The following is a 20193-nucleotide window of genomic DNA, read 5'->3' as shown; positions in this document are numbered from 1 at the left end:
CTGACTGAATGCCGACAAGAACTGCTGTGTCCGGCCGGCGGAGCGGAAGCCTTACGCACCGTGAATCCGGTGCGGCGGCCCCTCTGCGCTCTCTTTCTGTTGTGGTCTCCCTCGGTGCGGGCAGCTCAGTATCCGCGTGCCGGATCGACGATGTTGCGCAGTGCCCGGCCGGAGCGGTAGCGGCCGATGTTGTCCAGCAACAGATCGAGGCACCGCCGTTCGGTGCCCGCGGTGGCGTCGGCGCAGTGCGGAGTGACGATCACGCCCGGCATCGACCACAGGGGTGAATCGGAGGGCAGCGGCTCCGCGGCGAACACGTCGAGCGCGGCGCCGGACAGCCGGCCGCTGTCCAGCGCCTCGATCAGCGCGCTCTCGTCCACCACCGGCCCCCGCCCCACGTTGACCAGCAAGGCTCCGGGCCGCAGCAGCGACAGTTGGGGCCGGCCGATCAGACCGTGCGTGTGCTCGGTCAGCGGCGCGGCGACGACCAGCAGGTCCAGGCCGTCGTAGAACCGCTGCCATGCGGACGGGCCGAAGGTGGTCGCGACCTCGGGGACCGGTGCGGTCCCGCGTCGCAGGCCGACGATCTCGGTGCCGAACGCGGAGAGCAGCCGAGCCGTGGACCGGCCCAGATCACCGAGCCCGACGATCCCGGCCCGCAGACCGGCGAGTTCACCGGCCGTGGGCGGCTGCCAGCGGCCGGCGCACTGCGCGGCCAGCAGCTGCGGGAGCCGCTTGAGATGCGCAAGCGTCACCGCCACCACATGCTCGGCGACCGCACGACCGTGCGTGCCGGCGCCGTTGGTGACGGTGAGTTCGTCGCGGGCGGCCGCACGTGCGAGGACCTCCGGCGGCAGACCGGCCGCGGTGGTGTGCAGCCAGCGCAGTCCGGACTGTGTGTCGAGGAAGCGCGCCAACGGCTCAGGACCGCAGTCCCAGACCAAGGCTGCCTCGAAGTCACTCGCGGACTGCTCGTCGGCCGGTGCGCCGATGAGTTCGGCCTCCGGCCAGGCGACCGCGACGCTCTTGGCCGCCTCGCCGAAGGGCATGGCGAACGTCCGCACGCGGACCCGGGCGTCCGCGGCCATTCAGCGTGCCGCGGTTTCGGCGTGCCGGCGCACGCTCAGCGGCCGCATGTCGGTCCACACCTGCTCGATGTGCTCAAGGCAGGCTTCGCGGCTGCCAGTCGGGCCGCCCGTCCGCCAGCCGGCCGGCAGTTCGCGGTCCGCGGGCCAGATGGAGTACTGCTCCTCGTCATTGATCACCACGTGGAATTCCGGGGTCTCCTGGCTTTCGGGCACGTCGGTTTCCTTTTCTCCGGGTGATTGATTTCTTTTCAGCGTATCGACCGTGCCGTATTCGTCCACCGTGATCGGTGCACCATCGTCTCAGCGATTTGTTGACGGGGCCTCAGTGAAGTATGCAGCCGTCTGCACGGAACGCGGCAACGACCTTGCGGTGAATGCTCATTGACCGGGAACGGTGCCGGTTCCTACGGTCGGTGCAGGAAAAGTCGACGGAAATAGAGACCACGGCGAAATCCGGCCCGCCCAAGGAGCCGACACCCGAGGAGCCGACATGTTCACCATTGAGTTGAGCGGGGACGATCGCACCCGGATCGACGCGCTCATCGCCGAGATCCTCGACGACCACGGCGGCCCGGACGACCCCGACCTCCTCGACCGGCTCACGGTCTACGCCCAAGAACTGCCGCGCTCCGTGCGGCTCCGGGCCAACCGCTTCCGGCTCCACGAGCCCGCCGGCGGGTGTGTGTTCACCGGGTTTCGCGTCGACGACGACGCGATCGGCGACACCCCGGCACGGTGGGGCGGCGCGGACCGGGCCGGCACGGCACGCGAGGATCTGTTCCTGCTGCTGTGCGCGGCCCTGCTCGGCGACCCGGTCGCCTGGGCCACCCAGCAGGACGGCCGCATGCTGCACGACGTGATGCCGATCAAGGGTCACGAACTGGAGCAGATCAACTCCTCGACCTCGGCCCCGCTGTGGTGGCACACAGAGGACGCCTTCCACCCCTACCGCGCGCACTACGTCGGCCTGTTGTGCCTGCGCAACCCGGACGCCGTGGAGACCACCTACGCGGCCTTCGACGACCTGCGCCTGGACGAGGACACTCTGCGCACGCTCATGGAACCGCGGTTCGTGATCCGGCCCGACGAGTCGCACCTGCCGAAGAACCGCGGTGCCGCGGCGGCCGACGCGCCCCGCGAGCTGCTGGAGCGCAGCTTCGCCTGGGTCGAGGAGATGAACACCGCGCCGCGTCCGACGCCCGTCCTCTTCGGCGATCCCAAGGCGCCCTACGGCCGGCTCGACCCGTACTTCATGGACCGCATGGAGGACGACCCGCAGGCCATGGCCGCATTCGACGCCTTCGTCAAGGAGATCGACGACAAGATCACCTCGGTCGTGCTCAGCCCCGGCGACGTGCTGTTCATCGACAACTACAAGGCGGTGCACGGCAGGAAGCCCTTCGAGGCCCGCTTCGACGGACGCGACCGCTGGCTGCGCCGCGTCAACGTCACCCGAGACCTGCGCCGCTCCCGCTCGGCCCGCGCCGACGCCGGCGCCCGTGTCATCTTCTGACCGCCGGCCGCACCAGCGGCACGGCCGGCCCAAGCCCCAGCCCCCGAAGCGATTGCGAGCTGACGAGTCATGAAGAAGTACCGGCTGATGGTCCCGGGGCCCACGCCGACGCCACCGGAGGTGACCGCCGCCGCAGTCCTGCCCGTCGAGGACGAGCGCACCGCCTCCTACGCCCGGGTCTTCACGCGGGTCGTCGACAACCTCCGACGCGCCCTGTTCACCCGGAACGACGTGCTGCTGTTCACCTCCAGCATGACCGGCGCCTTCGAAGGGGCGCTGCAGAATCTGCTGTCACCGGGCGACGGCGTCCTGGTCGCGAGCAACGGTGCCTTCGGCGAGCGCTGGTCCGACATGGCGGTGCGGTTCGGGCTGAAGGTGACCGAGGTGCGCCACGACTGGGGCCGGCCGCTGGACCTCGAGCGGATCGCCGCCGCCGCGCGCACGCCGGGCCTGGTCGCCGCGATCGCGGTGCACTGCGAGACCTCCACCGGCATGGTCAACGACATCGAGGGCTTCGCCGCGGCGACCGCGCCCCTGGTGAGCGTCGTCGACTCCGCCTCCGGCGTCGGCGCCTGCGAACTGCGCACCGACGCCTGGGGCGTGGACGTCGTGGTCGGCGGCTGCCAGAAGGCGCTCATGACACCGCCCGGTCTGTCCTTCGCGAGCATCGGCCCGCGCGCCTGGCAGCTGCACGAACGGGCCCGTCTGCCCCGCTACTACTTCGACTGGGACGAGGCGCGCGAAGCGCTGCGGGCCGATGTCCCGCGCACCCCGTGGACTCCGGCGATCACCCTCATCAACCAGCTCGACGTCGCCCTGCGCCAGCTCCACGAGGAAGGCATGGAGGCGGTGTTCGCCCGGCACGCCGAGCTCGGCCGGCTGGCCCGCGCCGGTGTCGGCGGCCTCGGTCTCGAACTGTTCTCGCCGGACGAGGACCGGCACGCCTCGGTGACCGCGGCCCGTCTGCCGCACGGTATCGACGGCGGCGCGCTCGTCGACCACCTGCTGGAGCACTACGGCATCCAACTCACCGGCGCCCAGGGCCCGTTGGCCGGTGAGGTGCTGCGGATCGGGCACTGCGGACACATCGACGTCTTCGACGTCCTGACCGCGCTGTCCGCACTCGAACTCGGCCTCGCCGACTTCGGCCACCGCGTCGAACCCGGCAGCGCGGTGGCCGCAGCGCTGCGCGCGCATGCCGCGCACCACGAGCCCGCCACGGTGCGCACGCTGATCACCACGCCGCCCACGGCGGCCCTGACCGTGACGGAGGCGTCATGACCGAGACCGGCAAGCCCGACCGGCCGGTGCTGGAACTCGCCCGCAGCGCGCCGTACTGGCGCTGGGTGCTGGCCACCATGCTGCTGCGGCTGCCGCCGATCATGGCGCCGATGGCCTTCGTGCTGGTCAGCATGGACTACCGCGGCGGCCCCGGCCTGGGCGGTCTGCTGGTCGGTGCGGCGCTGCTGCCCGGCGTCGTCGCCGGACCGCTGTGCGGCCGGCTGCTCGACCGGCTGGGCACGGAGAAGTGGACGCCGCGCGCGCTGGTGCTCGGCGCCGTCGCCCGTCTGCTGCTCGCCGTCGCCTTCCTCGAAGGCGCGGCCACCTGGGTGCTGTTCGCCTGCGTGATCGTCGGCACCGTCATCACGTCCGGCGTCAGCGGCGCTACCAGGACGCTCCTGAACAAGACCGTCCCGCCACACCTGATCGGCCCCGCGCTGTCGCTGGACTCCATAGCTGTCGAGATCGTCGTGGTCACTGCACCGTTCCTGGTGGCCCTGTCGTCGCTGGCCGACCCGATCTACGCGCTGATCGCCATGGGCGTGGCCACGCTCGCCGGCGCCGCGCTGCTGCACTCCCGCAGCAGGGAAACGGTGCCGGCACAGGCCGCAGTCCCGGCCGCGACGGAGGCGGACGAAGCCGCCGTCGAAGAGCCCGCCGACCGGCCCGTGGCCGCCGCCACCAGTCTGTGGCGCAACCGCCGGTTCCTGTTCTGGGTCCTGGTCACGCTGGCCTTCGGGCACCTGCTCGGGACCGCGGACACCGGAGTGCTGCCCCGGGTCGCCGAGGACGGCGGCGGCAGCACCGCCGCCGCGATCCTCACCGGCACACTCGGCGCGGCCAGTGCCGTCGCGGGACTCGCCTACGCCTGGTACGCCAACCGCATCCGCATGAGCTTCGTCCGCCAGGCCGTCCTGCTGCTCGTCGCCATGATTGTCAGCAGTCTGGTGATTGCGTCCGTGGACGGCTACTGGGCGCTCATCCTCTCGTTCCTCGCGCTGGGCCTGTGGACGGCTCCGCTGAACACCGTGATGAACGAGGCGCCCGGGCACATCGTGCCGGAGAGCCGGATGACGGAGGCCTTCAGCACGCTCGTCTCCGCACAGAGCATCGGTTTCGCCTTCGCCGGCGGGCTGCTGGCCGTGGTGCCGGTCGCCCACATGCTGCTCCTCGGCAGTGCCACCGCGGTCCTCACCCTGGTCGCCGCCCCGCTGCTGCTGTCACCGCGCAGGCCGCGCAGCACCGTGGTGCGTCCGGAGCCGCAGAGGGAGTACGCGCGATGACCCTGTCGCCGCAGAAGCTGCGCCTGCTGGAGAAGCTGCGCACGGCGCCGGACCGCCAGGCCGCCGCGCCGTCGGCCGACTCCCCGCGGCCGCGCACCACCACCGGCCCGGTGCCGGTCTCGCCGGCCCAGCAAGGCCTGTGGCTCGTCGACCAGTTGCTCACCGGGTCCGACCGGGCCGCGTACAACATGGGCTGGGCGCTGTCGCTGTGCGGCACACTCGATGTGCCGGCTCTCGGCGCCGCGCTGTCCGAGATCGTGCGCAGGCACGAGGTGCTGCGCACCCGCTTCGCCCCAGGCGACACCGCAGAGGCCACAACCAGCCCTGCAGCCACCGATGACGCCCTCCCCGTGCCGGTGCAGATCATCGGCCCTCCCGCACCGGTACCCCTGCCGGTGCGCGAGGTCGCGCCCGACGAGGTCGACGCCGTCATCGGCGCGCACCTCGCCGAACCGTTCGACCTGGCCGCCGGGCCGCTGCTGCGCGCCCTGCTGTTGCGCCTCGACGCCCGTACGCACCTTCTCGTACTGAGCTGCCACCACACGGTCGGCGACGGGGCCTCCACCGGCATCCTGCGCGACGAACTGACAGCGCTGTACGGGGCGTTCGCAACCGGCCTCCCGTCTCCGCTGCCGGATCTGGAGATCCAGTACGCCGACTACGCGCTGTGGCAGCGTGGCCGGGCGGGCTCCGACGACTCCGGCAGCGCACTGGCCTACTGGCGCGAGCGGCTCGCGGGTGCTCCGGCCCTGCTGGACCTGCCGACGGACCGGCCCAGGCCCGCCGTGGCCTCCTACACCGGCGCCGAGCACCGGTTCACGGTGGACGCCGCCACCAGCGCGCGTCTGCGCGAGCTCGCGCGCGCCGAGCACACGACGCTGTTCATGGTGCTCACGGCCGCGTACCAGGTGCTGCTGGCACGCTGGTCGGGCCAGTCGGACATCTGCCTCGGCACACCGGTCTCCGGCCGGACGCACAGCGAACTCGACCGTCTCATCGGCTATTTCGTCAATACGGTGGTGCTGCGGGGCCACATAGGCGACGAGTTGACGTTCCGTCAGATCATGGCGGACGCCCGCACGGCAACGCTGGAGGCCTTCGCCCACCAAGACGTGCCGTTCGAGCGCCTGGTGGACGCCCTGGCACCGGACCGCAGTCTCAGCCACCACCCGCTCTTCCAGACCATGTTGTCCTACCAGAGCGCCACCGACGCCCATCCGGTACGACTGCCGGACCTGGTCGTCGAGGATCACCCGGTGCCCGGCACCGACGCCAAGTTCGATCTGACCCTGGAGTTGGTGGAGGGCCCGGACACGATCGAGGCGACACTCGGCTATCGCACCGACCTGTTCGAGGCCGCGACGGCACAGCGTCTGGCCGCACGCTTCCTCCGCCTTCTGTCGGCGCTCGCGGCCGATCCGGACGCGCCGATCGGCGACTTCTGCCTGCTGCTGCCGCGGGAGGAGCAGCACCTCCTGGCCCAGGGCCGGGGCCCGGCGACGACGGCCGCCGCACCCGGCACCACGCTGCACGCCCTGGTCGAGGAGCAGGCCCGTCGCACACCCGACGCACCGGCCGTCGCCGACGCGGGCGTGGAGCTGACGTACGCCGAACTGGACGCCCGTGCGGAGCGGTTGGCCCGGTGGCTGCGCGGCAAGGGTGTGGGCCCGGAGCACATCGTCGCCGTGGCACGGGAACGCTCCGTGGAGGCCGTCGTGGCGCTGCTCGCGGTGCTGAAGGCCGGCGGCGCCTACCTGCCGCTGGACCCCACGCATCCGTCGCAGCGGATCAGCGCCGTACTGGAGGACGCGCGTCCGACGCTCGTACTGAAGGATCTGGACCAGGCCCTGTGGGACGCCGACGGCAACCCGCACGGCGCGGGTGAGGCCCAGCACGGTAGCGCGGGCCCACGGCACCCCGCCTACGTGATCCACACCTCCGGATCCACCGGCCGGCCCAAGGGTGTCGTAGTCGAGCACGCCAACGCGGTGAACCTGGTGCGCTGGGCCGTCGCGGCGCTCGGCCCGCAGCGGCTCGCGCGCACCGTGTGCAGTACGTCCTTCACCTTCGACGTGTCGGTGTTCGAACTCTTCGCGCCGCTGGCCTGCGGCGGTCGCGTCGAGATCGTGCGCGACGCCCTCGCCCTCGCCGAACGGCCGCCGGACGCCGGCACCGCCACGCTGGTCAGTGCCGTGCCGTCGGCGCTGGCAGCGGTCCTGGAGCACGGCCGTCTGCCGGCCGGTACCGCCACCGTCGTGCTGGCCGGCGAGGCCCTGCCGTCGGCGCTCCTCGGCCGCGTGCTCGCGGCGGCGCCCGCCGCGACCGTGCTCAACGCCTACGGTCCGACCGAGGCCACCGTCTACGCCACGTCCTGGTCCGCCGCGGCCACCGACCGCGCCGCTCGGCAGGGCCCGCCGCCGATCGGCCGCGCCCTGCCCGGCACCACCGCCCAGGTCCTCGACGCGCGGATGCGGCCCGTGCCGACCGGTACGGTCGGCGAGTTGTACCTCGGCGGTGCCGGGGTGGCCCGCGGCTATCTGCACCGCCCCGCGCTCACTGCCGACCGCTTCGTGCCCGACCCGTACGGTGCGCCGGGCTCCCGCATGTACCGCACCGGCGATCTGGTGCGGCGCTCCGCGGACGGCGAGCTGGAGTACGTCGGGCGTGCCGACGACCAGGTCAAGGTGCACGGGTTCCGTATCGAGCCGGGCGAGATCGAGACCGTGTTGTGCGCCCACGAGCAGGTGGCCCAGGCCGTGGTCGTAGTCCGCGAGGACATCGCGGAAGACCGGCAGTTGGTCGCCTACGCCGTGGCCCCGGCCGGCGAGGCGCTGCCGCCGACCGCCGAACTGCGCCGGCACCTGGGCCGCGTACTGCCGTCGTACATGGTGCCGTCCGCGTTCGTCTCGCTCGACCGGCTGCCGCTGACGGCCAACGGCAAGCTGGACCGTGCGGCCCTGCCCGCGCCACACCTCACGGACCGTGCGGTCCATGCCGACCACGAGCCGCCCCGTCCCGGTACCGAGGAACTCGTCGCCCAGGTCTGGTCGGAGGTGCTGCGGCTGGAACGCGTGGGACGCCACGACGACTTCTTCGACCTCGGCGGCCACTCGCTGCACGCGGCGACGGTCGCGGCCCGGATCCGTGCGCGCACCGGTGCCGAGCTTCCGCTGGCCGCGGTGTTCGCCGCGCCCACCGTGGCCGAGCTGGCCGCGGACACCGACTCCCGCCGCCGGGTTGAGGCCGAGCCGGCGATCCGCAGCCTGGACCGCAACCGCCATCGCAACCGCGCCGCCCACCGTTAGGCCCGCCGCCCCGAATCCGTCTTCGAGCAGATTGGAAACCTCATGTCCGCCCCCGCTCAGGACGACGCCGGACGCACGACGGACACCCCGCCGACGGCGGTCGCGGATGTCTTGGAGGACGTCTTGGAGGACGTCGTAGAGGACGTTTTCGTCTTTCCCGCCTCGTTCGCGCAGTCCCGGCTGTGGTTCCTGGACCGGCTCGCGCCCGGCGGCTCGGTCTACAACGTGCCGCTGGTCGTCGGCCTGCGCGGAGCGCTGGACGCGGACCTGCTCGCCGCTGCCCTCACCGATCTGGTGGGCCGTCACGAAGTGCTGCGCACCACCTTCGCCGAGGCCGACGACGGCCCGCACCAGATCGTCCGGCCGCCCGCACCGGTCCTGCTCGACGTGCGCGACGTCCACGCGGACGAACTCGAACGAGTCGTGAGCGAGGAGGCCTTCCGGCCCTTCGACCTGACGGCCGGGCCGCTGCTGCGCACCCGGTTGCTGCGCACGGCACCGGACGACCACACGCTGGTCGTCACCTTCCACCACGCGGTGTGCGACGGCTGGTCGTTGGGCGTGTTCTGCCGCGAACTCGGCACGCTCTACCAGGCCCGCGCCCTCGGACTGGCCTCCCCGCTGCCCGATCTGGCGATCCAGTATGCGGACTACGCCGTATGGCAGCGCGAGCGGCTGGACTCCGCCGCCCTCACCGACCGCCTGGCCTACTGGCGCGAGCGGCTGTCCGGCGCGCCGGCCCTGCTCGACCTGCCGACCGACCGGCCCCGCCCCGCCGTCGCCTCCCACCGCGGCGCCGAGACACCCGTCGTCGTGCCGGAGCCGCTCGCGGCCCGGCTGCGCCACCTGGCACGTGCCGCACGCTGCACGCCGTTCATGCTGCTCCTCGCCGCCTACCAGGTGTTCCTCGCCCGCTGCACCGGCCGTCCGGACATCTGTGTCGGCACGCCCGTGGCCGGCCGCGACCGGCCCGAACTTGAGCCGCTCATCGGCTACTTCGTCAACACCGTGGTGCTGCGCGGTCAGGTGGAGGACGAGCTCACCTTCCGTCGGCTGCTGGCTCGCACCCGTGAGTCGACGCTCGCCGACTTCGAGCACCAGGACATCCCCTTCGAGCGTCTGGTGGAGGAGCTGCGGCCCGGCCGCGACCTGGGCCACCATCCGCTGTTCCAGGCGGCGTTCGTGCTGCAGAACGCCGATGGCGCACAACTCCACCTGCCCGGCCTTCGGTGCACCGTCGGCGAACCGGCCTCCGACACCGCCAAGTTCGATCTGACCCTTGCCCTGGAGGAGACCGCCGACGGCCGCTTCACCGGCGTACTCGAGTACGCCACGGACCTCTTCGACGCCGCGACCGCGCGCGGCCTGGCCGACACGTTTGTGTTGCTGCTGGAGAACGCGGTCACCGCAGCGGACACTCCGATCGCGGCCCTCGACGCGGTCCGCGCCGAACGCGCCGCGGACACTGTCGCCCCGCATCCGCGCGCGCAGACGCCGACCCGCCCCGTTCGCCACCACGACGACGGCACCACGCTCACCGCGCTCTTCGAACGGCAGGCCGCCCGGACGCCGGACGCCACCGCGGTCACCGACGGCACCACACGGCTGTCGTACGCGGATCTCAACCGGCGCGCCAACCGTCTCGCCCGCCGCCTCACCGCTGCCGGAGCCGGCCCCGACCGGCTGGTCGCGCTCGCGCTGCCGCGCTCCACCGAGCTGATCGTCGCGCTGCTCGCCGTACTGAAGTCCGGCGCCGCCTACCTCCCGGTCGACCCGGCCGTCCCCGCCGACCGCGCCCGGTACATCCTCACCGACGCCCGCCCCTCCTGCGTCCTGACCGACGCCGACACCCAGGCCCGCCTCTTCGCCGACGGCGCGCACACCGTCGTACGGGCCGACGCTCACGACACCGCTGCCGATACCGACGGCACCGACCTGACCGACGCCGAACGCGGCGGGCCGCTGCACGCCGACCACCTGGCCTACGTCATCTACACCTCGGGCTCCACCGGCCGGCCCAAGGGCGTCGAGATCGCCCACCGGCAGGTGCTGCGTCTGCTCACCGCCGCGGCCGCCGACTTCGACTTCGGTCCCGACGACGTATGGAGCCTGTTCCACTCGTACGCCTTCGACTTCTCGGTGTGGGAGATCTGGGGAGCCTTGGCGCACGGCGGCACGCTCGCGGTGGTTCCGGCGCAAGTGACGCGTGCCCCGCGCGAGTTCCTGGACTTCCTGCAGGCCGAGCGGGTGACGGTGCTCAACCAGACGCCGTCCGCGTTCCGCGAGTTGACCGCCGTCGCCATGGCCGCACCCGACCTGTCCGGGCTGCGGCTGCGCACCGTCGTCTTCGGCGGCGAGGCGCTGGCCGTCGACGACCTAGCACCGTGGTTCGACCGGCTCGGCGACCGCTGCCCGGACATGGTCAACATGTACGGCATCACGGAGACCACCGTGCATGTCACCGTCCGCCGCATCCGCGCCCAGGATCTCGACTCCCCGGTCCGCAGCCCTGTCGGCCACGCCCTCACCGACCTCCGCCTGCACCTGCTCGACGCGCACGGCCGGCCGGTGCCGCGCGGTGTGCCCGGCGAACTGTACGTCGGCGGACCGGGGTTGGCCCGCGGCTATCTGCGCCGGCCGGCCCTGACCGCCGAGCGCTTCGTGCCCGACCCGTACGGCCCGCCCGGCGCCCGGCTCTACCGCTCCGGAGACCTGTGCCGCTGGCGCACGGACGGTGAACTGGAGTACCTGGGCCGCGCCGACCAGCAGATCAAGGTGCGGGGCTACCGCATCGAACCCGGTGAGATCGAGGCGGCGCTGCTCGACCATCCGCAGGTGTCCCAGGCCGCGGTGCTCGCCCGCACCGACCACTCCGGTGACCGCTTCCTGGTCGGATACGTAGTGCCGTCCGACGCGGCCGACGACCCGGACGCCGCCGCGCTGCGCACCCACCTCCAGGCGAGCCTCCCCCCGTACATGGTGCCGAGCTCCTACGTCGTCCTGTCCCAACTGCCGCTCACCGGCAACGGAAAGCTCGACCGCGCGGCTCTGCCGGCGCCGGAGGACGGCCGACGGGCGGCGGCCGTGTTCGAACCGCCGAGCACCGCGAGCGAGAAGCTGCTCGCGGAGATGTGGGCGGAGGTGCTGGGCGTGGCCCGGGTCGGCGCGCACGACAACTTCTTCGACCTCGGCGGCCACTCCTTCGCGGCGCTGCGACTGATCAACCGTCTGGAGAGCACCTACGAGTGCACCGTGCCGGCCGCCACCGTCTTCGCCGCGCCGACGCTGCGCTCCCTGGCCTGCTGGCTCGACGAACGGCCCGCGGACGCCGCGGCCTCACCGCTGGTCCCCCTGCACGCCGCCGGAAGCCGGCCGCCGCTGTTCCTCGTCCACCCGGTCGGCGGCCATGTCCTGTGCTACGCCGCCCTGGCCGCGGCCCTGGGCCCGGAGCAGCCCGTCTACGCCCTGGTGGCCCGCGGCATGCGGGCCGATGAACGGCCCGCCGGGCGGATCGAGGAGATGGCCGCCGACTACCTCGACGCCATCGCCGCGACCGGGCACGACGGCCGACTGCTGCTCGGTGGCTGGTCGATGGGCGGTGTCGTCGCCTTCGAGATGGCACGGCAGGCGGCACGGCGCACCGGTGGCACGGTGCCCGTCGTGGTCATCGACAGCCATGCACCCGAACAGTACGGGCCGCCGGCTGCAGGCCAGAGCCAAGAGGCCCAGCTGATAGCGGAGTTCGCCGCGGACTGGGAACGCTCCAGCGGTGTGCGGCTCGATGTCCGGTACGCCGACCTGGCCGCCATGACCTCGGCGCAGGGCCGTGCGCACCTTCTGGCCCGCGCGCACCGTGCCGGACTGCTCGACACACAGGACGACTTGGCGCACCTCGGGCGTCTGCTGGACCTGTACCGGGCCAACCGGGCCGCGCTGGAGGACTACCGGCCCGCGGATCCGCACGACGGCCCGATGCTCGTGCTCTCCGCACACGACACCGGCGGCGAGCCGGCCGCCGCGGACCGCGGCTGGCGCCGCTGGACCACCGGCCCGGTCGACGTGCGGCCGGTGCCGGGCGACCACTACACGCTCCTGCGTGAACCCCACCTCCGTGAACTCGTGTCCGAGTTGCGGCACTTCGTCCCGACGGGAGCCTGACATGAAGCTGCGACGAGCTCCGCTCGAAGACTGGATGCGTGACTTCTACTTCGACACCACCGTCGACCTGGGCAGCAGCGGCGTGCAGTGCTGGTCTCTGGCCGAACTCCGCGGGTTGCTGGACATCCGCCAGGACGACCTCGACGCCATCACCCTGGACGACAGCCCGTCCTACGGCGGCCCGGCCCTGCGCACCGCGCTGGCCCGGCGGTTCGCGGACGGCGACCCGGACCGTGTGATGGCCACGCACGGCTCCACCGAGGCGATCTTCCTGGCGATGAACGCGTTGCTGGAGCCGTCGGACGAGGTCGTGGTCGTCGACCCCGGATACCACTCGCTGTGGTCGATCGCCGAGTCCATCGGCTGCCGCCTCAAGCGTTGGAGGCTGCGGCCCGAGGACGGCTTCGCACCCGACCTGGACGCACTGCGCGCACTGGTCACTCCGGCCACCCGCATGGTCGTGGTCAACTTCCCGAACAACCCGACGGGCGCCTCGCTGCGACCCGAGCAGTTCGAGGAGTTCCTCGGCATCGTCGCCGACAGCGGCGCTTACCTCGTCTGGGACGGCGCCTTCACCGAACTCACCCACGGCACGGCGCAGTTGCCGGAGCCATCGCTGCTTTACGACCGCTGTCTGTCGCTCGGCACCATGTCCAAGGCCTACGGCCTGCCGGGCACCCGCGTCGGCTGGTGCCTCGGCGCTCCCGAACTCCTGGCCCGTTTCCTGCCGCTGCGGGACGCGCTGACCATCTGCCTGTCGCCGCTGACCGAGTTCATCGCCGAGCGTGCCATCGTGCACGCCGACCGGCTGCTCGCCATCCGCGGCCCGCAGGCCGCCCGCAACCTGGCCCGCCTCACCGCCTGGGCCGAGGAACACGCCGACCTCGTCTCCTGGACACCGCCGCTCGGCGGCTGCACGGCCTTCCCGGCCTTCCACGGCATCGAGGACACCGAGGAGCTGTGCCGCGAACTCGGCCGCAACCACGACGTCCTGCTCGTCCCGGGCAGCGGCTTCGGCCACCGCGACCGCGTACGCCTCGGCTTCGGCGGCGCCGAGGCCGAGTTCACGGCGGGCCTGACCCGACTGCACCGAACCCTGACCGACCGGGCCGCCACCCCTGCACTCAGCAGTGCAGCCCGCCGACCCGAAGGAGCACTGCCCCGATGACCACCGCACCGGCGACGGACCTGGCCCGCGGCGCCCGGGTCCATGACATCTCCGTCACGCAGCACGGTCTGTGGTTCCTGGACCAGGTCGCGCCGCGTGACCCGCTCTACACCCTGGCCTGGCGCATCGAGCTGACCGGGGCACTCGACACCGCGGCGCTGCACCGCGCCGTCAACGCCGTCGTGGGCCGTCACGACGCGCTGCGCACCCGCTTCGGACGCGACGGCGACGGCCGACCGGTGCAGATAGTCGCCGAGGACCTCGCCGTCGAACTGCCGCTGACAGACCTGAGTCCGCTGCCGCCGGCCGAGCGGGAGCGGGCCGTCGAGGAAGCCTGCGCGGCCGAGGCGGCCACCGGCTTCGACCTGGCCATCGGCCCGCTGATCCGCACCCGGCTGCTGCGCACCGCAGCGCACCGGCACACGCTGATGCTGCTCGTGCACCACATCGTCTTCGACGCCATGTCGCTGGAGATCGTCCTGAGTGAACTGGGCGAGGCCTACGCCGCGGCCTGCACCGGCATCGGGTGGCAGCCCGAGCCGCCGGCCCAATACCCGGACTTCGCCGACCGGCAGCGCGCCGAACTGAGCGGACCGCGTCTGGAGCAGTTGCTCGCCCACTGGCGCGACCAACTGGCCGGTGCACCGGAGCTGCTCACCCTGCCCACCGACCGGCCGCGGCCCGCGGTCCAGACCCACGCCGGCGCCGAGCACCGCACCCGGCTCTCCGCCGACCTCAGTGCGCGGCTGCGCCGCCTGGCCCGCACCGAGCGCGTCACGCTGCACATGCTGCTGCTCGCCGCCTACCAGGTGCTGCTGGCCCGCTGGTCCGGCCAACCGGACGTCAGTGTCGGCAGCACGGTCGCCGGCCGGCCGCGCAGCGAACTCGCCGGTTCTGTCGGCTACTTCGTCAACACGGTGGTGCTGCGCGGCCGGCTGGAGAGCAACCCGTCGTTCCGCGACCACCTGCGCGCGGTGCGCACCACCTGCCTGCGCGCCTACGACCACCAGGCGCTGCCGTTCGACCGCGTGGTGGAGGAACTGGCCCCGCGCCGCTCACTCAGCCACAACCCGCTCTTCCAGGTCACCTTCGACGCCTACGTCGGCGCCCCGTCCGCCACCGCGCAATGGCACGGCGGAGTGGAGGTGGCCGACGTCGCCTTCATCGAGGCGGGCCGCTCCAAGTTCGACCTCTCTTTCACCGTCGCCGACGACGGGACCTGCCTCGACCTCACTGTCGAGTACGCCACGGATCTCTTCGACGCCGCCACCGTGCAGCGCCTGACCGGCCACTACGCGCTGCTCCTCGAATCGGTGGCGGCCGCACCGGAGACGCCCGTGGCGAGCCTGGGCTTCCTCTCCGCCGACGAACACGAGACGACCGTACGGCAGTGGAACCGCACCGACGGCCCGGTGCCCGACGCCACCCTCGGCGACCTGTTCGCCGCACAGGCGGCCCGCACCCCGGACGCGGTGGCCGTCAGCGACGCCACCACCCGGCTCACCTACGCGGAACTCGACGCGCGCGCCGCACAGGTCGCCCACCTGCTGCGCGCCCGGGGAGCCGGCCCGGAGACCACGGTCGGCGTGTTCCTGGAACGCTCCGTCGACCTGGTCGTGGCCCTTTACGGAGTCGTCAGGTCCGGCGCCGCGTTCGTGCCGCTGGACCCGGGCTATCCGCCCGATCGCCTCGCCTACGTCGTCGAAGAAGCCGGGATCGGCACCGTCGTCACCGAGTCGGCGCTGCGTCCGCGGCTGCCGGAGGGCCTTGACACCCTGGTCCTCGACGAGGACCGGGACCTGGTGGCCGCGCAGCCGGTCTCCGTTGCGCCGCCGGACGTGACACCACGCAGCCTCGCCTACATCGTCTACACCTCCGGCTCGACCGGCCGTCCGAAGGGAGCGATGAACGAACACCGCAACATCGTCAACCAGTTGACCTGGGTGCAGAACCGGTATCCGATCGGCGCCGAAGACGTGTTGCTGCAGAAGACACCCGTCGGCTTCGACGACTCGCTGCGCGAATTCTTCTGGCCGCTGGCGGTGGGCGCGCGCCTGGTCATGGCGGAGCCCGGCGGGCACCGCGACCCCGCCTACCTCGCCGACGTCATCGCGGCGGAGGGCGTCACGGTCCTGCACGTCGTTCCGTCGCTGCTCCAGGCCTTCGTGGAGGCGCCGGCCGAGGCGGCCCGCTGCGGCTCGCTGCGCCGGGTCATCTGCAGCGGCGAGGCCCTGCTGCCGGAGCTGCAACGCCGCTTCTTCGCCGCCTTCGACGCCGACCTGATGAACCTCTACGGGCCCTGCGAGGCCGCCATCGACGTCACCCACTGGCACTGCAGGCCCGGCGCCGAGGGCCCGGTACCCATCGGCGGCCCGGTGCTCAACACCCGTGTGTACGTGCTGGATCCCGACGGCCTGCCCGTGCCCGTCGGCGTGCCGGGCGAACTCCACGTCGGCGGACGGCAGATCGGCCGCGGCTACCACGGACGTGCCGCGCTGACCGCCGAGCGGTTCGTCCCCGATCCCTTCTGCGACGAGCCCGGCGCACGTCTCTACCGCACCGGTGACGTGTGCCGATGGCGCCCCGACGGCCGCCTCGACTACCTCGGCCGCACCGATCACCAGGTCAAGATCCGCGGCATCCGCGTCGAACTGGAGGAGATCGACACCGCTCTCACCGAACTCCCCGCGGTCCGCCGGGCGGTGGTCCTGTGCCGCGAGGACACACCGGGTGACAAACGCCTGGTCGCCTACGTCGTCCCGGCCGACGACGCGCCACCGCGGCCCGCCGACCTGCGCGCCGCGCTCGGCCGGACCCTGCCCGCCTACATGGTGCCCGGCGACTACGTACTGCTCGACACGCTGCCGCTGAACAGCAACGGCAAACTGGACCGCGCCGCACTGCCCGCACCGTCCGGCGACCGGCTCGGCCCGGTGCACTACGAGCCACCGCGCAACGACGTCGAGGCCGTGGTCGCACTGGTGTGGGCCGATGTCCTCGGCATCGAACGGGTCGGAGTGGACCAGGACTTCTTCGACCTCGGCGGCCACTCGCTGCTCGCCACCCGGGCCGTGATGTTCCTGCGCGAGCACCTCGGCGTCGACCTGCGCGTGAACACGTTCTTCCAGGCGACGACACCGGCGCTGCTGGCCGCCGCCCTGACCGAACTCACCACCGACGTGCACTCCCTGCGAGAGATCTGCACGGCCGTACGCGCCGTACTGGAGCTCACGGACGAGGAAGCGGCCCGGCTCAGCCTGCTGGATTCCTAGCCCGAGACGCCGAGAGGACACCGACGACCATGGAGAACCTGATCGACGCGAGCGCCGACGATCGGACCGAACCGACCGCCGAGCACGCGGCGTTGACGGCCACCGGCTGCCCGTACGCCGGTGCGAAGGGCCCGCGGGCAGCGCCGAGTGTGCGGTTCGACAGCCACGAGCCGGATCTCGCGGAGAACCCTTTCCCGACCTACGAGCGCCTGCGCTCCGTCTCGCCGATGCCGTGGAGCGAGGCCTGGGGCGGGTTCTGGGTGGCGCTCGGGCACGAGGAGGTCACGACCGCCGCGCGCTCACGTGCGCTGCTGACCGGACGCACACTGCCGGACGGCACGATCCAGGGCGTCACCATCCCACCACTCGGGCAGACCGGCAGGATGGCACCGCTGGAACTGGATCCGCCGCTGTCCCTGAAGTACCGCAAGCTGCTGACCCACTTCTACTCGGCCGGCCGGGTCAGGGCCCGGATGCCGGAACTGCGTGAGCTGGCCCGCGAGAGCCTCGACGCGGTGATCGGTTCCGGTGCCGACTCCTGTGACATCGTGGCCGCGCTGACCCTGCGGTTACCGGCCATCGTCACGATGCGCGACATCGGTCTTCCCGACGACCGCTGGTTCGACGTCGACTCGCTCCTGCACCGCGCCCTGCTCTCCGCTCCGCATGACATGGCGGCGGCACGCCACTACGCTCAGCTGATCGCGCTGGAGATCGTCGAGGAGATGGAGGCCGAGCGCGACCGCATGGAGCTGACACCCGACGCGGCTCCCGGCACCGGCCTGATCTCGCATCTACTGCGCTCCACCGTGGACGGCGAGCCCGTGCCGGACGAGGACATCGTGTCGATGATGTACTTCCTGCTGCTCGGCATCGACCCGACCTCCACGCTCACGGCAACCGCACTGTGGCACCTGGCCCAACATCCAGAACTCCGACAACAGCTGATCAGCGAACCCGAGTTGATCCCGCGCGCCGCTGACGAGTACCTGCGCTGGATGTCGCCGGTGCAGGGCACCAGCCGCACGGCCGCCGAAGACGTCGTGCTGGGCGAGCGTCAAGTACGGGCCGGTGAGCGGATCTTCCTCTCCTGGGCGGCCGCCAACCGCGACGAGACCGTCCACCCGGACGCGGCCCACGTGGACCTGAACCGCCCGGACGACCGGCACCTCGCCTTCGGTGGCGGCGCGCACTACTGCCTGGGCGCCGGCATCGTCCGAGCCATGTTCACCGTAATGCTGGAGGAAATCCTCACTCTCTCACCGGACTTCGAACTGGCCGACGAGAACGCCATCACCTGGTTTCCGGACCTGAGCTCCGTCTACGGCATCACGTCCCTGCCGCTCCGCTTCCCGTCCCTGCGAAGGCGCGCCTAGCTCCAGCAGCGCTTCGCTGTCTGGCCTGGTCAAATGCGTCGTCGGGAGTGCAGTTGGCTGATGCTCCATCAGGGGCGGTCTTGCCTGACTTGGCAGTGCCTGGTGACGGTCTGACGCCTTCGCCGCCAGCGTGGCCAACTCATTGCATGGATGCGAAGTGGCGGGCGGGGCCGGTGTGCGGGGCCAGTTGCCGGGAGCCGGCGGACTTCCGCCACGGTGTGCGGAACCAGGGTGGAATCGTTTTCGCCCTCCCCCCTTTGCCGCCGCCTGCGCCGCCGTGACCGCGAGACAGGCGTGCGCGAGCATGGCCAGGGTGACGTGCCGCATCCAGCCGACGCAACGGCGGACCTCGTACTCATCCAGGCCCCACTCCTGCTTCGCGGCCTGGCAGCACACCTCGGCCGCCCATCGGCTGCCCGCGATGCGGATCAGCTCGTCCAGCGTGGTGTCGGCGGGACAGCAGGCGATGTAGTAGGAGATTTCCTCGGGCGTGCTCACGCTGCGACGGGGGATCACCCCATGCCGGCGGTCCTCGCGGTGCCAGGGACTCACCTCCCTTGTCGAGCTTCGTCATGTGCCTTCGGTATCCAGACGTTCCGCTGACTCAAGCAAGTACTTTGGCAGCTTCGAACTGGCCGCCAGCACCTCGATACCGATGAGGCGCCCCTGCTCGTCGAAGTCGAGGTTGATCATGCCGCCGACCTCCACCGGGTCACAGGGATACATGCGAGTCGACTGCGCACGGGCTTGTGGACGTTCGAAATACACGTACGCAGCATCCCCCGTCTTGTCGTAGGTGACTGTGACGTCCGCCATGGTCAGCGTGCTCCCTTGAGGGGTTGAGGTCGGTCTTGCCCGTGTTGCGCCGCCCCAGCCTCATGCTGAGGTGGCGAGTTGCAAGGCCAGGACGGCCCTGACAATGTCGGTGATGCGATTGGTGCTGCAACGCAGTTTGCGCAGGAGGCGCCAGGACTTCAGGGCGGCCATGGCTTGTTCGCCGAGGGCTCGGATCTGGGCATGGGAGCGGTGGACCGCCTGCTGCCCGACGGACAGTTTGTCCCAGCGTCCGCGGTAGGGGCCCCGCACGGTGCCGTCGGCTCCTTGGTAGGCCTTGTCCGCCCGGCACGGAACGCTGACGGCGGTCAGGGCATCGATGACGCCGTGGGCGCGGGCGGCCTTGATGTCGTGCACCGCGCCGGGTCGTGCCGGCGATGCCCAGATCACCTTGACCTGCACGTTCATGCTGTGTTTCTTGTGCGTGCCCGAGTAGAAGGGCCGGCCGGCGGCGATCCTGTCGATCGGTAGCAGGGTGCCGTCCAGGATCACGAACGCCTTGGTAGCCGCGACGGTCATCCCTTCATGGAGGCTCGGCGCGAGCACGGCCAGGACCTCGACGACCTCGCAGACATAGCGGTGGGCTGTGGCCAGGCCCAAGTCGAACCCTGCCGCGAGCGGCGTGAAGGTGTGACCGCATCGCAGATGGGCGAGGGCAAGCAGCGCCTGGCAGGCGCAGGTCAACCGCCTCCAGCGCGTTCCGATCCGGCGGCGGTGAGCAGCCAGTTCCCTCCGCACCAGACGCAGGACGGAAGTGGACAGGTCCAACCCGGACGGGTAGACAAGCACGTGAAGCTCCCGGCGGAGAAGGTTCATCTTGGAGTCATCGCCATCTTCGAACATGCCTGGTCGGAGGCTCTGGCGTGCGGTTGGGTGGGGATACTCGGGCTGGTCGCGGGCGCAAGTCTGCGGTCT

Annotated in this window: 12 protein-coding genes and 1 pseudogene; 8 read left to right on the top strand and 5 right to left on the bottom strand. The window is 71.6% G+C overall.

The annotated features are described in order from the left end of the window. Positions 1-125: 125 nt before the first annotated feature. Both AB0N07_RS44555 and AB0N07_RS44550 read right to left on the bottom strand, forming a co-directional pair. A complete protein-coding gene (locus tag AB0N07_RS44555) occupies positions 126-1088 on the bottom strand; it encodes a D-2-hydroxyacid dehydrogenase (protein WP_365845562.1) in 963 nt (320 codons plus the stop codon). Continuing rightward, positions 1089-1301 carry an MbtH family NRPS accessory protein gene (locus tag AB0N07_RS44550; protein ID WP_365845566.1) on the bottom strand — a complete coding sequence of 71 codons (213 nt, stop codon included), beginning with the start codon at positions 1299-1301 and terminating at the stop codon, positions 1089-1091. Between the two features lie 277 nt (positions 1302-1578). Between AB0N07_RS44550 and gntD the strand changes: the two genes are divergently transcribed. The 8 genes from gntD (at position 1579) to AB0N07_RS44510 (ending at position 18444) form a co-directional block, all read left to right on the top strand. Further along, positions 1579-2601 carry a guanitoxin biosynthesis L-enduracididine beta-hydroxylase GntD gene (gene gntD, locus AB0N07_RS44545; RefSeq protein ID WP_365845560.1) on the top strand — a complete coding sequence of 341 codons (1023 nt, stop codon included), beginning with the start codon at positions 1579-1581 and terminating at the stop codon, positions 2599-2601. Between the two features lie 69 nt (positions 2602-2670). Next, on the top strand, positions 2671-3882 hold the full coding sequence (locus AB0N07_RS44540; protein WP_365845558.1) for an alanine--glyoxylate aminotransferase family protein: 1212 nt from the start codon (positions 2671-2673) through the stop codon (positions 3880-3882). Continuing rightward, a complete protein-coding gene (locus tag AB0N07_RS44535; RefSeq protein ID WP_365845556.1) occupies positions 3879-5165 on the top strand; it encodes an MFS transporter in 1287 nt (428 codons plus the stop codon). The genes AB0N07_RS44540 and AB0N07_RS44535 overlap by 4 nt, the downstream gene beginning before the upstream one ends. Then, entirely contained in the window at positions 5162-8470 is a 3309-nt protein-coding gene (locus AB0N07_RS44530) for an amino acid adenylation domain-containing protein (RefSeq protein ID WP_365845554.1), read from the top strand. The genes AB0N07_RS44535 and AB0N07_RS44530 overlap by 4 nt, the downstream gene beginning before the upstream one ends. 42 nt (positions 8471-8512) lie before the next feature. Next, positions 8513-12628, top strand: coding sequence for an amino acid adenylation domain-containing protein (locus AB0N07_RS44525; protein WP_365845552.1), 4116 nt, complete (start codon positions 8513-8515; stop codon positions 12626-12628). 1 nt (position 12629) lies between these two features. Beyond that, the gene (gene vioD, locus AB0N07_RS44520) at positions 12630-13796 is read left to right on the top strand and encodes a capreomycidine synthase (RefSeq protein WP_365845550.1); all 1167 of its coding nucleotides are present in this window, start codon (positions 12630-12632) and stop codon (positions 13794-13796) included. Beyond that, positions 13793-17068, top strand: coding sequence for an amino acid adenylation domain-containing protein (locus AB0N07_RS44515; protein WP_365845548.1), 3276 nt, complete (start codon positions 13793-13795; stop codon positions 17066-17068). The genes vioD and AB0N07_RS44515 overlap by 4 nt, the downstream gene beginning before the upstream one ends. Before the next feature lie 29 nt (positions 17069-17097). Then, a complete protein-coding gene (locus tag AB0N07_RS44510) occupies positions 17098-18444 on the top strand; it encodes a cytochrome P450 (RefSeq protein ID WP_365845546.1) in 1347 nt (448 codons plus the stop codon). 285 nt (positions 18445-18729) lie between these two features. Here the strand turns inward: AB0N07_RS44510 and AB0N07_RS44505 are convergent. The 3 genes and pseudogenes from AB0N07_RS44505 to AB0N07_RS44495 all read right to left on the bottom strand — a co-directional run. Further along, a pseudogene (locus AB0N07_RS44505) lies at positions 18730-19019 on the bottom strand (IS701 family transposase); the annotation flags it as partial. Continuing rightward, positions 19015-19260 carry a DUF2283 domain-containing protein gene (locus AB0N07_RS44500; protein WP_365845544.1) on the bottom strand — a complete coding sequence of 82 codons (246 nt, stop codon included), beginning with the start codon at positions 19258-19260 and terminating at the stop codon, positions 19015-19017. The pseudogene AB0N07_RS44505 and the gene AB0N07_RS44500, both read right to left, overlap by 5 nt. A gap of 60 nt (positions 19261-19320) precedes the next feature. Beyond that, on the bottom strand, positions 19321-20067 hold the full coding sequence (locus tag AB0N07_RS44495; protein ID WP_365845564.1) for a transposase family protein: 747 nt from the start codon (positions 20065-20067) through the stop codon (positions 19321-19323). Between the last annotated feature and the right edge of the window lie 126 nt (positions 20068-20193).

This window comes from Streptomyces sp. NPDC051172, from assembly GCF_040682555.1.
GTDB lineage: Bacteria > Actinomycetota > Actinomycetes > Streptomycetales > Streptomycetaceae > Streptomyces.
This window is presented reverse-complemented; position numbering and strand designations above follow the sequence as displayed.

What these genes read in the sequence shown, in the direction of transcription:
- AB0N07_RS44555 (WP_365845562.1), bottom strand. Translation starts at nt 1,088, where the DNA reads ATGGCCGCGGACGCCCGGGTCCGCGTGCGGACGTTCGCCATGCCCTTC.
- AB0N07_RS44500 (WP_365845544.1), bottom strand. Translation starts at nt 19,260, where the DNA reads ATGGCGGACGTCACAGTCACCTACGACAAGACGGGGGATGCTGCGTAC.
- AB0N07_RS44510 (WP_365845546.1), top strand. Translation starts at nt 17,098, where the DNA reads ATGGAGAACCTGATCGACGCGAGCGCCGACGATCGGACCGAACCGACC.
- AB0N07_RS44515 (WP_365845548.1), top strand. Translation starts at nt 13,793, where the DNA reads ATGACCACCGCACCGGCGACGGACCTGGCCCGCGGCGCCCGGGTCCAT.
- AB0N07_RS44540 (WP_365845558.1), top strand. Translation starts at nt 2,671, where the DNA reads ATGAAGAAGTACCGGCTGATGGTCCCGGGGCCCACGCCGACGCCACCG.
- AB0N07_RS44535 (WP_365845556.1), top strand. Translation starts at nt 3,879, where the DNA reads ATGACCGAGACCGGCAAGCCCGACCGGCCGGTGCTGGAACTCGCCCGC.
- vioD (WP_365845550.1), top strand. Translation starts at nt 12,630, where the DNA reads ATGAAGCTGCGACGAGCTCCGCTCGAAGACTGGATGCGTGACTTCTAC.
- gntD (WP_365845560.1), top strand. Translation starts at nt 1,579, where the DNA reads ATGTTCACCATTGAGTTGAGCGGGGACGATCGCACCCGGATCGACGCG.
- AB0N07_RS44530 (WP_365845554.1), top strand. Translation starts at nt 5,162, where the DNA reads ATGACCCTGTCGCCGCAGAAGCTGCGCCTGCTGGAGAAGCTGCGCACG.
- AB0N07_RS44525 (WP_365845552.1), top strand. Translation starts at nt 8,513, where the DNA reads ATGTCCGCCCCCGCTCAGGACGACGCCGGACGCACGACGGACACCCCG.